This is a genomic window from Streptomyces sp. NBC_01460, assembly GCF_036227405.1.
In the GTDB taxonomy this organism is placed as follows: Bacteria; Actinomycetota; Actinomycetes; order Streptomycetales; family Streptomycetaceae; genus Streptomyces.
On record NZ_CP109473.1, the window covers coordinates 2594220 to 2606685 of the forward strand.

Annotated in this window: 11 protein-coding genes; 9 read left to right on the top strand and 2 right to left on the bottom strand. The window is 71.7% G+C overall.

Going from position 1 to position 12466, the window contains the following annotated elements:
* Positions 1-9 precede the first annotated feature (9 nt).
* Together fabF and OG488_RS11600 are read left to right on the top strand one after the other, a co-directional pair.
* Entirely contained in the window at positions 10-1272 is a 1263-nt protein-coding gene (gene fabF / locus OG488_RS11595; RefSeq protein WP_329228463.1) for a beta-ketoacyl-ACP synthase II, read from the top strand.
* 163 nt (positions 1273-1435) lie between these two features.
* Positions 1436-2047, top strand: a complete 612-nt coding sequence (locus OG488_RS11600; RefSeq protein ID WP_329228465.1) for a hypothetical protein — start codon at positions 1436-1438, stop codon at positions 2045-2047.
* A gap of 127 nt (positions 2048-2174) precedes the next feature.
* Here OG488_RS11600 and OG488_RS11605 read toward each other — a convergent pair whose 3' ends face one another.
* Positions 2175-2669, bottom strand: a complete 495-nt coding sequence (locus tag OG488_RS11605; protein WP_329228467.1) for a DUF3145 domain-containing protein — start codon at positions 2667-2669, stop codon at positions 2175-2177.
* A gap of 362 nt (positions 2670-3031) precedes the next feature.
* On the opposite strand from OG488_RS11605, the gene OG488_RS11610 reads away from it, so the two are divergent.
* The 3 genes from OG488_RS11610 (at position 3032) to OG488_RS11620 (ending at position 7010) form a co-directional block, all read left to right on the top strand.
* Complete coding sequence (locus OG488_RS11610) at positions 3032-3946, top strand: SGNH/GDSL hydrolase family protein (RefSeq protein WP_329228469.1); 915 nt, start codon at positions 3032-3034, stop codon at positions 3944-3946.
* A gap of 11 nt (positions 3947-3957) precedes the next feature.
* A complete protein-coding gene (locus tag OG488_RS11615) occupies positions 3958-4950 on the top strand; it encodes an aldose epimerase family protein (protein ID WP_329228470.1) in 993 nt (330 codons plus the stop codon).
* A 125-nt stretch (positions 4951-5075) separates the two neighbouring features.
* A complete protein-coding gene (locus OG488_RS11620) occupies positions 5076-7010 on the top strand; it encodes a flavin monoamine oxidase family protein (protein ID WP_329228472.1) in 1935 nt (644 codons plus the stop codon).
* Between the two features lie 44 nt (positions 7011-7054).
* Here OG488_RS11620 and OG488_RS11625 read toward each other — a convergent pair whose 3' ends face one another.
* Positions 7055-7846, bottom strand: a complete 792-nt coding sequence (locus OG488_RS11625) for an EI24 domain-containing protein (protein ID WP_329228474.1) — start codon at positions 7844-7846, stop codon at positions 7055-7057.
* A 111-nt stretch (positions 7847-7957) separates the two neighbouring features.
* On the opposite strand from OG488_RS11625, the gene OG488_RS11630 reads away from it, so the two are divergent.
* From OG488_RS11630 to chvE, 4 genes are all read left to right on the top strand, one after another.
* Positions 7958-9112: a mandelate racemase/muconate lactonizing enzyme family protein gene (locus OG488_RS11630; RefSeq protein WP_329228476.1), complete on the top strand. Its 1155-nt coding sequence runs from the start codon at positions 7958-7960 to the stop codon at positions 9110-9112.
* Positions 9109-10128 (top strand): zinc-dependent alcohol dehydrogenase, encoded by a 1020-nt coding sequence (locus tag OG488_RS11635; protein ID WP_329228478.1) that lies wholly within the window; start codon positions 9109-9111, stop codon positions 10126-10128. Before OG488_RS11630 ends, OG488_RS11635 begins: the two co-directional genes overlap by 4 nt.
* A 111-nt stretch (positions 10129-10239) precedes the next feature.
* Positions 10240-11223 (top strand): hypothetical protein, encoded by a 984-nt coding sequence (locus tag OG488_RS11640; protein ID WP_329228479.1) that lies wholly within the window; start codon positions 10240-10242, stop codon positions 11221-11223.
* 130 nt (positions 11224-11353) lie between these two features.
* Positions 11354-12463: a multiple monosaccharide ABC transporter substrate-binding protein gene (gene chvE / locus OG488_RS11645; RefSeq protein ID WP_329228481.1), complete on the top strand. Its 1110-nt coding sequence runs from the start codon at positions 11354-11356 to the stop codon at positions 12461-12463.
* Positions 12464-12466 lie beyond the last annotated feature (3 nt).

A 12466-nucleotide genomic window follows, 5' to 3' on the forward strand; every position in this document is an offset into this window, starting at 1 on the left:
GATTTTCCAGTGAGCCCGACCAATCGCACCGTGGTCGTCACCGGTATCGGCGCAACCACTCCGCTGGGTGGCGACTCCGCATCGACCTGGGAAGGTCTGATGGCCGGCCGTTCCGGCGTCAAGCCTCTCGAGGGCGAACGTTTCGCCGAACTGCCCGTCCGGATCGCCGCCCTCGCGGCCGTCGACCCCGGCGAGGTACTGCCCCGTCCGCTCGCCCGCAAGCTGGACCGCTCGGCGCAGTTCGCGCTGATCGCGGCCCGCGAGGCCTGGGCGGACGCCGGCTTCACCGGCAAGGCCGGTGAGGACGAGAAGATCCAGCCCGAGCGTCTGGGATCGGTCATCGCCTCCGGCATCGGCGGCGTGATCACCCTGCTCGACCAGTACGACGTGCTGAAGGAGAAGGGCGTACGCCGCGTCTCCCCGCACACCGTTCCCATGCTCATGCCCAACGGCCCGGCGGCCAACGTCGGTCTCGAGGTCAACGCACAGGCCGGCGTCCACACCCCGGTCTCCGCCTGCGCGTCGGGTGCCGAGGCCATCGGGTACGCCGTCGAGATGATCCGCACCGGCCGTGCCGACGTGGTCGTCGCCGGCGGCACCGAGGCGGCCATCCACCCGCTGCCGATCGCCGCGTTCGCCAACATGATGGCGATGTCCAAGAGCAACGACGAGCCCGAGAAGGCCTCGCGTCCCTACGACACGGCCCGCGACGGCTTCGTCCTCGGCGAGGGCGCCGGCGTCGTGATCCTGGAGTCCGCGGAGCACGCCGCCGCGCGCGGCGCCAAGGTCTACTGCGAGGTGCTCGGCCAGGGCCTGTCCGCGGACGCCCACCACATCGCGCAGCCCGAGCCCACCGGGCGCGGGATCGCCGCGGCGATGCAGAACCTGCTGGACTCCACGGACCTGAAGCCGTCGGAGGTCGTGCACCTGAACGCGCACGCCACCTCCACGCCGCAGGGCGACGTCGCGGAGATCAAGGCACTGCGCGCGGTGCTGGGCGACGACCTCGACCATGTCGCGATCTCGGCCACGAAGTCGATGACGGGTCACCTGCTGGGTGGCGCCGGCGGTATCGAGACCGTGGCGACCGTGCTGGCGCTGCACCACCGGATCGCGCCGCCGACCATCAACATCGACGACCTCGACGAGGCCGTCGAGGCGGACGTCGTACGCGGCGAGCCTAGGGCGCTGCCCGAGGGTCCGATCGCCGCGATCAACAACTCGTTCGGTTTCGGCGGCCACAACGTCGTGCTGGCGTTCCGCTCGGTCTGACCCGACCGGTCGTCCGACCCGACCGGTTCCGCCGTGAGGCCCGCTTCCCGCCCGGGAGGCGGGCCTCAGGCGTTGCACGGCCTCGTCCGAGGCCCCGCGTCGCGCCCGCTTCCCGATCCCGGGGAGCGGGCGCTCTCCACCCGTTCGACCGGCGAGGGACGACATGCATACGACCATCAGCCCGTTCGCCCTGACGCGCTGGCAGGAGAAGCGGCCGGCCGGGGTGACGAAGTCCGGCTGGCGGGGCACGTCCGCCGAGCTCGGCGACATCCAGGTGGTGTACCCGGCGGGCCGGGACGCGCGGGACGCGGTCGCGACGGAGGTCCGCGGGGGTCTGATACCCACGGCCGTGTTCGAGACGCGTGGCCCGCACGTGGAGGTCGCCTCGATGCCGACGCTCAACGGCTCGACGCTGCGCGTGGGGGACGGGCTCGTGCGCATGAGCCGGAACCGGTGGGCGCCGACACACCGGGGGCGCTCCCTGCATATGACGTACCTGGGCGACACCTACCGGCTCAGGGCGATCAACCGCCGGACGTACGAGTTGTCCCGGCGGCCCGACTCCGAGGACCCCGGTTCCGTCATCACGGTGCGCCTGTCGGGCCTCGGGAGCGGCAGGAGGGTGACCGTGCGGGCGGCCGGCCGGGTCCTGCCCGCCGATGTCTGCCTCGCGGTCCTCTTCAGCGGGGTCGACCGGTCCGTGCTCACCCGGCGTGGCGCCGTACGGGCGGGCCTCTCGCGGGCTCTGGGCTTCTGGGCCGAATCCCAGGCCTGAGGAGCGGCGGGCAGCCGCGTGGGCCCCGGCGCACGCGTCCGGGGACTCGGGGGGTCCGCGGGCCCCGGGCGCAGTCGAGGGAAACGTTTCAGCTGGGTCTGCCTCGTGCCCGGGAGCCGCCGCCCCGTCAGACCACCTGGTGCAGCCAGCGCACGGGCGCGCCCTCTCCCGCGTGACGGAAGGACTCCAGCTCGTCGTCCCAGGGCTTGCCCAGGAGCTTGGCGACCTCGGCCTCCAGGTCGGTCTCGCCGCGCAGGGAGCGCGCCAGCGCCGCCCGCAGCCGGTCCTCGGGGACCAGGATGTCGCCGTGCATGCCGGTGACGGCGTGGAAGATGCCGAGCCCCGGCGTGGAGCTGTAGCGCTCCCCCTCCGCCGTGGGGCACGGCTCCGCCGTCACCTCGAAGCGCAGCAGGTCCCAGCCGCGGAGGGCCGAGGCCAGCTCCGACGCCGTACCCGCACGGCCCTTCCAGGAGAATTCGGACCGCCAGGTACCTGGAGCGGCCGGCTGTCTGATCCAGTCCAGCTGGACCCTCACACCGAGAACACCCGCTACCGCCCATTCGACGTGCGGGCACAGCGCGCGCGGTGCGGAGTGAACGTACAGGACTCCACGTGTCGTCACCGGGACCTCCAGTGTGGGACGAGGTTCGCCTTCCCCAGCGGCCTCGCGCCCGTACCGTCTCTTCCCGGCCGGATCCCGAGGTTGTCATCAGTAAACAGCATCGGGAGTGAATCTCCAGAAAAGGGACAGTATGTGACGTGAGTTAACTTACCGGACCCACTGATGTGTCTGCGGGCCGGGCGGGCGCCACTGGTTCGACGGGGAAAAGCTACCGTGCGCCGGGGCCGGTTGTGTGACGTACCGTCGGTCCCGGGCCCGTGATTCGCTCAGCATTCACCCGCGAGGGCGCGAGGGCCCGCCACCTGGGGCTGTCCGGTTGTGCCAGGGGCACCATCACCCGGGTGACCGGAGGGGAGACAGTCATGCCTGAGCGTGTGTCACGTCGCCGTGCCCGGGGCGCCGCGGTCACTCTGACGGCGGTCGCGCTCGCCGCCTCCGCCGCGCTCACCGGCTGCTCCTCCGACGGGACGCCCGCCCCCCGGAGCGCCGCCGGCACCCGGAGCCCTTCCCCCTCGCCGACACCGGCGTGGGACGCGAGCCCCGCCTCGGTCGCCGCGGTCGGGGACTCCATCACGCGGGGCTTCGACGCCTGCTCGGTGCTGGCCGACTGCCCCGAGGTGTCCTGGGCGACCGGGACCGACGGCGGGGTGCGGAGCCTCGCCGTACGCCTGCTGGGCGTGTCGAAGGCGGCCTCGCACAGCTGGAACCACGCCGTGTCGGGCGCCCGGATGGCCCAGCTCCCGGAGCAGATGGCGCTGGCGGCGAAGGACCGGCCGGAGCTGGTCACGGTGATGATCGGCGCGAACGACGCCTGCCGTGACTCGGTGCGGCTGATGACCCCGGTGGCGGACTTCCGGACCTCCTTCGAGGCCTCGATGCGGCAGTTGCGCGCCGCGGCGCCGAGGTCGCAGGTGTACGTGTCGAGCGTGCCGGATCTCAAGCGGCTCTGGTCGACCGGGCGGGAGAACCCGCTGGGCAAGCAGATCTGGAAGCTGGGGATCTGCCGGTCGATGCTGGCCGACGCGGACGACATGGGGCCGACGGCCGTCGCGCGCCGCGACGCGGTGCGGGAGCGGGTCGTCGCGTACAACGAGGTGCTGCGGGAGGTCTGCGCCCGGGACGAGCGCTGCCGCTACGACGGCGGGGCGGTGTTCGACTACCGGTTCACCGGTGAGCAGCTCAGCGAGTGGGACTGGTTCCACCCGGGGCGCGACGGCCAGGCCAGGCTCGCGGAGATCGCTTACCGCACGGTCACGGCGGCCGGTCCCCCGGCGTAAAGTTCTTGATCATGACGACGGGTGCGGCGGTACAGAGCGAAGACTTCTCCACACGCGCGGACGGCACACCGGTCCGCCGCTGGACCCTGGAGCGCGCGGGCGTCCGGGTGCGGGTGCTGACGTACGGCGCCGTGGTGCAGTCGGTGGAGATCCCCGGCAGGGACGGCGCCCGCGCCGAGGTGGCCCTGGGGCTGCCGGACGTCACGGCGTACGAGACCCACACCGGTCCGTACTTCGGCGCCGTGGTCGGCCGGTACGCGAACCGGATCGCGGGCGGGTCCTTCGTCCTCGACGGGCGGACGCACCGGGTCACGAGGAACGAGGGCCGCAACACCCTGCACGGCGGAGGGCGCGGCTTCGACAAGCGCGTGTGGGACGCCGAGGAGGTGCCCGGCGGTGTACGGCTCTCCCTGGTCGCCGAGGACGGCGAGGAGGGCTTCCCGGGGCGGCTGGCCGTCTCGGTGGCGTACACCCTGGACGAGGACGGCGCGCTGCGGATCGACTACCGGGCGACGACGGACGCGCCGACCGTGGTGAACCTGACGAACCACACGTACTGGAACCTGGCCGGGGCGGACAGCGGGAGCGCGCTCGGGCACGAACTGCGGCTCGCGGCCGGGCGGATCACCCCGGGGGACGAGGAGTCGATCCCCACGGGCGAGTTCGTACCGGTGGAGGGCACCAGGTTCGACTTCCGGGAGCAGAAGCCCGTGGGTCCGGGTTACGACACCAACTACGTGCTGGAGGAGACCGGCGGGGAGCCGGTCGCCGAGCTCTACGACCCCGCGTCGGGTCGTCTGCTGACGGTCCGCACGACGGAACCGGGGCTCCAGCTCTACACCGCCGACCACTTCGAAGGGGACCCCTTCGTGCCGTGCGCCGGGATCGCCCTGGAGACGCAGCACTTCCCGGACGCGCCGAACCGCCCGGAGTTCCCGAGCACCGTGCTGCGGCCGGGCGAGGAGTTCACCTCCACGACGGTGTACGGATTCTCCGTGCGCTGAGGCTCAACTCCCCCTGGTCCGAGCCGTGTCAACACCGATCGACCAAGATCACCGGCGGGTGAATCAGCGCGCCGGGGGCGCGTCCGCGACGGTCCCGGAGGGTCCCGCACAGCAGGGTGATCACCATGACCTCACCCGCAGACGCATCGCCGTCCGCCCTGCCCTCCCGCCGCTCCCTGATCGCGGGTGCCACCGCCGGTGCCGCGGTCCTCGCCGTGAACGCCGCCGCCCCGTCCGCGGGGGCCACGACGCCCCGGGCCGCTGCCGCCGCGCCGGGAGCGGCGCCCGGATCCGACCGGGACGCCGCTCTCACCGTCGCCCGGGCCATCCTCGTCCGCGACGAGAACGACAAGGACCTGATCCCCGGCTACCGCGAGGTCCTGCTGGGCAAGGGCCTGCCCCGCACCCGGGCCGCACGCAAGAAGGTGCTGGTCGTCGGCGCGGGGCCGGCGGGGCTCACCGCGGCGCGGCTCCTCCACGACGCGGGGCACGACGTCACCGTGATCGAGGCCAACGGCAACCGTGTCGGCGGCCGCATCAAGACCTTCCGGGCCGGCGGCCACGAGCAGTCGGAACCGCCCTTCGCCGACCCCAAGCAGTACGCCGAGGCCGGCGCGATGCGCATCCCGGACAGCCATCCGCTGGTCACCGGGCTGATGGCCGGCCTCGGGCTGAGGACCCGCCGCTTCCACCTGGTCGACGTGGACACCGAGGGGCGCCCCGCCAACCGCACCTGGATCCACGTCAACGGCGTCCGTGTCCGCCGCGCCGACTACGCCGCGAAGCCGCAGGCGGTCAACCGCTCCTTCGGCGTCCCGGCGGCCTACGAGAACACCCCCGCCTCGCAGATCGTGCGGGACGCGTTCGCCCCCGTACGCGCGGAGATCGAGGGCAAGGAGGGCAGCGAACTGGTCGAGGGCTGGGCGACCGTCCTCCAGCGCTACGGGCACTTCTCGATGTTCCGGTACATGACCGAGGTGGCGAAGCTCGACGAGCGCACCGTCGACCTCATCGGCACCGTCGAGAACATGACCTCGCGGCTCCATCTCGCCTTCCTGCACAGCTTCATCGGGGCTTCGCTGATCAGCCCGGCGACCTCCTTCTTCGAGCTTCCCGACGGCACCGCGACGCTGGTCGACGCGATGTACGCGCAGGTGAAGGACCTGGTGCACCTGGACCGCCGGGCCACCCGGATCAACCACACCGAGGACGGGGTGAGCGTGGAGACCGTCTCCGAGGGCCGGGGCGGCCCCGTCGTCCGGGAGACCTTCACCGGCGACCGGGCGATCGTCACCGTGCCCTTCTCCGGGATGCGGCACCTCCCGGTGGTCCCGGCGCTCTCGTACGGCAAGCGGCGCGCGATCACCGAGGTCCACTACGACGCTGCGACCAAGGTGCTGCTCGAATTCAGCCGCCGCTGGTGGGAGTTCGACGAGGCGGACTGGAAGCGTGAGCTGGGAGAGGTGCGGCCCGGGCTCTACGAGGAGTACCGGGCGGGGAAGGCCCCGGCCGACGGTTCGCTGCTGGGCGCGCACCCCTCCGTGCCGCGCGGCCACATCCCGCCCAACCAGCGGGTGCACTACGCGGCCTTCCGCGCGACCGCCCGTGACCAGCCCGAGGCGGCCCACGTCATCGGCGGCGGCTCGGTGACCGACAACGCCAACCGCTTCATCTACCAGCCCTCACACCCGGTCGAGGGCAGCCGGGGCGGGGTCCTGCTCGCCTCCTACAGCTGGGCCGACGACGCCCTGAAGTGGGACTCGCTGGACGACGACGAGCGCTATCCGCACACCCTGGGCGGCGTCCAGGACGTGTACGGGCAGCGGATCGAGGTCTTCTACACGGGCGTCGGCCGCACCCAGTCCTGGATGCGTGACCCGTACGCGTACGGCGAGGCGTCGGTGCTCCTGCCGGGCCAGCACACCGAGCTGTTCCCGGACGTGCGGACCCCGGAGGGGCCGCTGCACTTCGCGGGCTGCCACACCTCCGTCAAGCCGGCCTGGATCGAGGGCGCCCTGGAGTCCGCGGTCCGGACGGCGCTGGAGGTCCACGGCGCCTGACGGGGTGCGGGGCCCCCGGACCCGGCCGCGGTCCGGGGGCCTCCTCAGTCCTTGTGCAGGGTGTACGGCGACGCGGGGGCCCGCGCCGGCTCGGCCTCGGGCGGCCCGGCGAGGTCGCGGGCCAGCAGGGTGGCCCCGGCGACGGCGCCCGGCATCAGGAGCACGGCGACGAAGGGGACGACGAAGGCGAGCGCGAGCGGGACGCCGAAGCCGAGGACCGCCATGCGTCGGCCGCGCAGCAGCGTGAGCCGGTCCTTCAGGACCATGCCCCGGCGCTGGAGGGCGACGGCGGTGAGCTCCTCGGAGAGGAAGTAGCCGGAGACGCAGAAGCCGAGGGCGGGGACCACGGTCTGCCCGACGACGGGGATGAAGCCGAGGGCGAAGAGCAGCACCCCGTAGAGCGCGACCCGCAGCAGGATACGGACGGAGTCGCGGGCGGAGATCCACAGCTCGCGCCAGAGCGGCAGGCCCGACTCGGGCACCTCGCCGCCCTCGCTGCGGTCGACCGCCTCGGAGAGCGACTCGTAGAACGGCTGGCCGACCAGCAGGGTCGCCGCGGTGAAGGTGATGACCGCGAGGAATATCCCGAACACGAAGACCAGGGCGGTCAGTGTGTTGCGCAGGAGGCCCAGCCAGGGCGACGACCAGTCGTCGGCGAACGGGGTGGCCCAGCCGACGAAGTCGTCCGCGCCGTAGCCCAGGCCGACGAGCGCGCCCGCGTAGACGACGAGGGTGATCAGCGCGGGCAGCAGGCCGAACCCGAACCACCGGCCGTGCCCGAAGGCCCAGCGCTGGCCCTTGACCAAGTAACCGAAACCCGCCCCGAGATCACTCATGGCCTCAGCCTACGTGCGCGAACCATTGACACGTTCCCGGGCCCGAATTACGGTCACGCCAGCATTTCGAACGAGTGACGAAATACCGAACACCGTGGAGAGGCAACACCCGTGCGCATCACCGGAATCACCACGCACGTCGTCGGCACGCCGTGGCGCAACCTCACCTACGTCCAGGTGCACACCGACGAGGGTCTCACCGGAGTCGGCGAGACCCGGATGCTGGGCCGCACGGACGCGCTGCTCGGCTACCTGGGTGAGGCGTCGGCCAATCACATCACCGGCTCCGACCCGTTCGCGGTCGAGGACCTCGTCAAGCGGATGAAGTACGGCGACTACGGCCGGGCCGGGGAGATCGTGATGTCCGGCATCGCGGTGATCGAGATGGCCTGCTGGGACATCAAGGGCAAGGCGCTGGGCGTCCCCGTCTGGCAGCTGCTCGGCGGGAAGGTCACCGACCGGGTCAAGGCCTACGCCAACGGCTGGTACACCACCGAGCGCACCCCGGAGGCGTACCACAAGGCGGCGCAGGGGGTCGTCGAGCGCGGGTACCGGGCGCTGAAGATCGACCCGTTCGGCACGGGCCACTTCGAGCTGGGCCAGGAGGAGACCCGCTACGCCGTGTCCCTCATCGAGGCCGTGCGGGACGCCATCGGCCCCGACACCGAGCTGATGCTGGAGATGCACGGACGGTTCAGCCCGTCTACGGCGGTGCGGATCGCCCGCGAGATGGCACCGTTCAGGCCGGCGTGGCTGGAGGAGCCGGTGCCGCCGGAGAACCTCAAGGCGCTGGCCAAGGTGGCGGAGAAGGTCGACCTGCCGATCGCGACGGGTGAGCGCATCCACGACCGGATCGAGTTCCGTGAGCTCTTCGAGTCGCAGGCAGCCGACATCATCCAGCCGGACGTCGGCCACATCGGCGGCATCCTGGAGACCCGCAAGCTCGCGGCGACCGCCGAGACCCACTACACGCTCATCGCCCCGCACAACGTGGGCGGCTCGGTGCTGACCGCGGCGAGCCTCCAGGTCGCGGGCTGCACCCCCAACTTCAAGATCCTCGAACACTTCAACGACTTCGCGGACGCGGACATCAAGAAGGTCGTCAAGGGAGCCCCCGCCGTCGACCCCGCCACCGGCTGCTTCGAGCTCTCCGACGCCCCCGGGCTCGGCGTGGAGCTGGACGTGGACGCGGCGGCGGAGTTCCCGCAGCAGCAGGCGCGGTTCGACCTGTGGGCGGACGGCTGGGAGAAGAGGCAGCCCAAGTGACGTCGATCTCGCGCTCGTTGACCATCGAGCGGCCCGGCAGCCACACACTGACCGAGGGGCCGCTCCCGGAGCCGGGCCCAGGCGAGGTCAGGGTGCGGGTCGCCGCCGCCGGCATCTGCATGAGCGACCGCGAGGTCTACGACGGCCACCGCGACCCCGCCTACGTCCGCTACCCCGTGGTGCCGGGTCACGAGTGGTCGGGCACCGTCGACGCGGTGGGCGAGGGCGTCGACCCGGCGCTGACCGGACGGCACACGGTCGCCGAGGGATTCCGGGCGTGCGGGCGCTGCGAGCGGTGCCGGTACGGGGAGACCTCCCTGTGCACGGCGGGGTACGACGAGACGGGGTTCACCCGGCCCGGGGCGTTCGCCGACCACCTCGTGGTCCCGGCACGGCTGCTGCACACGCTGGCCGACGACGCCGACCTGCGGGCCGCGGCCCTGCTGGAGCCGTCCGCGGTGATCGCGGCGGCGGTACGGGCGGGGGCGCCCGAGCCGGGCGAGCGGATCGCCGTGGTCGGGGCGGGCACGCTCGGCCTGCTCGCGGTGCAGCTGCTGGCGGCGGTGTCACCGGCGGAGCTCACCGTGATCGACCCGCGGCAGGAACGCGCCTCGCTGGCCCTGGACTTCGGGGCGGGCGAGGCCAGGGTCCCGGAGGAGGCCGAGGAGGTGCGCGGCCGCTACGACCTGGTGGTGGAGACGGCCGGAGCGCCGTCCACCGCGGCGGACGCGTGTCTGCTGGCGCGTCGCGGCGGCCGGGTGGTACTGACCGGGATGTTCACCCCGGGGGCCGTGGGCATCGACCCGGTGCACCTGTCGCTGAGCCAGCTCACCGTGCGCAGCGTCTTCGGGGCACCCTCGGCCGCCTGGTCCTACGCCGTGCGGGCGTTCACGGCCGGGGTGCTCGATCCGGCCCCGCTGATCACCCACGAGTTCCCGCTGGAGCGGTTCGCCGAGGCGGTGGCGCTGGTGGGATCCGGGGATCCGGAGACCGGGAAGGTGCTGCTGCGGCCGTGACGGGCCCGCCCTGATCCGTACACCGGTGCGGCGGCGTCCTGACCGCCTCCGTACCGGCGCACCCCCAAAGATCCGAATGTCGTCCGAAATACCGAACGTGAAGGACCAGTCGTGAACGACGCCCCTGTCCCGTCCCCCGGTGCCGCCGGCGCCCGCCGCCCCGGTGAGGCCGCGCTCACCGCGCTCGGCCTCGGCCCGGCGCCCCTGTCCCCGGCCGACGCCTCCCCGCACTCCTTCCCCGACGGGGGGAGCTGGCGCACCGAGGTGCCGTCCGTGGAGGGCCCGGAGGCCCTCGGTGTCGTGCTCAAGGAGTCCGCGAGGCTCGACGTCCCGGTCCACCGCATCAGCCAGGGCAGCGGCATCTGGATGCTGACCGACGCGGAGATCACCGAGATGGTGGAGGGCTGCGCCGAACGGGACATCGAGCTCTGCCTGTTCACGGGCCCGCGCGGCACCTGGGACACCGGCGCCTCGGTCCGCACCGACTCCGGCGGGGCCGGGCTGCGCGCCCGGGGCCACGACGCCGTGGCCGGCTGCGTGGAGGACGCCCTGCGCGCCACCGGGCTGGGCGTGAAGTGCCTGCTCGTGGCCGACGAGGGCGTGCTCTGGGCCCTGCACCGGCTGCGCGAGCAGGGCGTCCTGCCCGCGGACACCACCTTCAAGGTGTCGGCGCTGATCGGGCCGGTGAACCCGGCCTCGTACGCCGTGTTCGAGCAGCTCGGTGCCGACTCGGTCAACATCCCCAGCGACCTGACGCTCGCTCAGCTCACCGAGATCCGCCGGGTCTCGCGGGCGCCGATGGACCTCTACATCGAGGCCCCCGACGACCTCGGCGGTTATGTGCGGATGTACGAGGTCGCCGAGCTGATCCGGCGCGGCGCCCCGCTGTACCTGAAGTTCGGCCTCTCGAAGTCGCCCGGGATCTACCCGTACGGCCAGCACCTGCGGGAGCTGGCACTGGCCACCGCCAAGGAGCGCGTGCGACGGGGCCGGCTCGCCCTGGACCTGCTCGCACGGCACGGGGCGGACGGGGGCATGGCGGCCCTCGGCAGCCGACTGCCGGGCCCGCTCAGCCGGTTCGGAACTTCGTCATAACGTTCCGGAAACAGTCTCCCCAAAAAGAGACACAGCCGCGCACAATCCCACACACCTGTTCTCGGTCGAGCCGCTCTCAGCCTTTCGGCGCCACCGGACCGAGCCATGACCCACATCAAGGATGATGACCATGCGCAACCGCAGAGCCGCACTCGCCGCCGTAGCCTCCGCCGCCTCCCTGGCCCTCGCCCTGACCGCCTGCGGCCAGAACAGCGAGGGCGGCAGCGAGGAGGACAAGGGCGGCTCCGACGGCGCCACCATCGGCATCGCGATGCCGACCAAGTCCTCCGAGCGCTGGATCTCCGACGGTGCCAACGTCGTGAAGGAGCTCAAGGGCAAGGGCTACAAGACCAAGCTCGCCTACGGTGAGGACGACCCGGACCAGCAGGTCTCGCAGATCGAGAACATGATCACGCAGGGTGTGGACGCCCTGATCGTCGCCGCGATCGACAACAAGTCGCTCGACAACGTGCTGCAGCAGGCCAAGGACGCCGACATCCCGGTGATCTCCTACGACCGGCTGATCCTCGGCTCGGAGAACGTCGACTACTACGCCTCGTTCGACAACGAGAAGGTCGGCGAGCTGCAGGGCACGTACATCGTCGACAAGCTCGGCCTGAAGGACGGCAAGAAGGGCCCCTTCAGCATCGAGCTGTTCGCCGGCTCCAACGACGACAACAACACCAAGTACTTCTTCCAGGGCGCGATGAACGTCCTGAAGCCGTACGTGGACAAGGGCGAGCTGGTCGTCAGGTCCAAGCAGACCGCCCTCAACCAGGTCACCACCCTCCGCTGGGACGGTGGCACCGCGCAGAAGCGCATGGACGACCTGCTGACGTCCAGCTACCGCAGCACCCGGGTCGACGCCGTGCTCTCGCCGTACGACGGCATCTCCATCGGCATCCTCTCCGCCCTCAAGTCGGACGGCTACGGCACCAAGGCCAAGCCGATGCCGGTCGTCACGGGCCAGGACGCCGAGGTCGCCTCGGTGAAGTCGATCATCACCGGCGAGCAGACGCAGACCGTCTACAAGGACCTGCGTGAGCTCGCCAAGGTCGCCTCGAACATGGTCGACGCGGTCCTGAACGACAAGAAGCCCGAGGTCAACGACACCAAGTCGTACGACAACGGCGCCAAGGTCGTCCCCGCCTTCCTGCTGCAGCCCGTCAGCGTCGACAAGGCCAACTACAAGGAGATCCTCGTCGACGGCGGCTACTACACCGAGAACGACCTCAAGTAACCG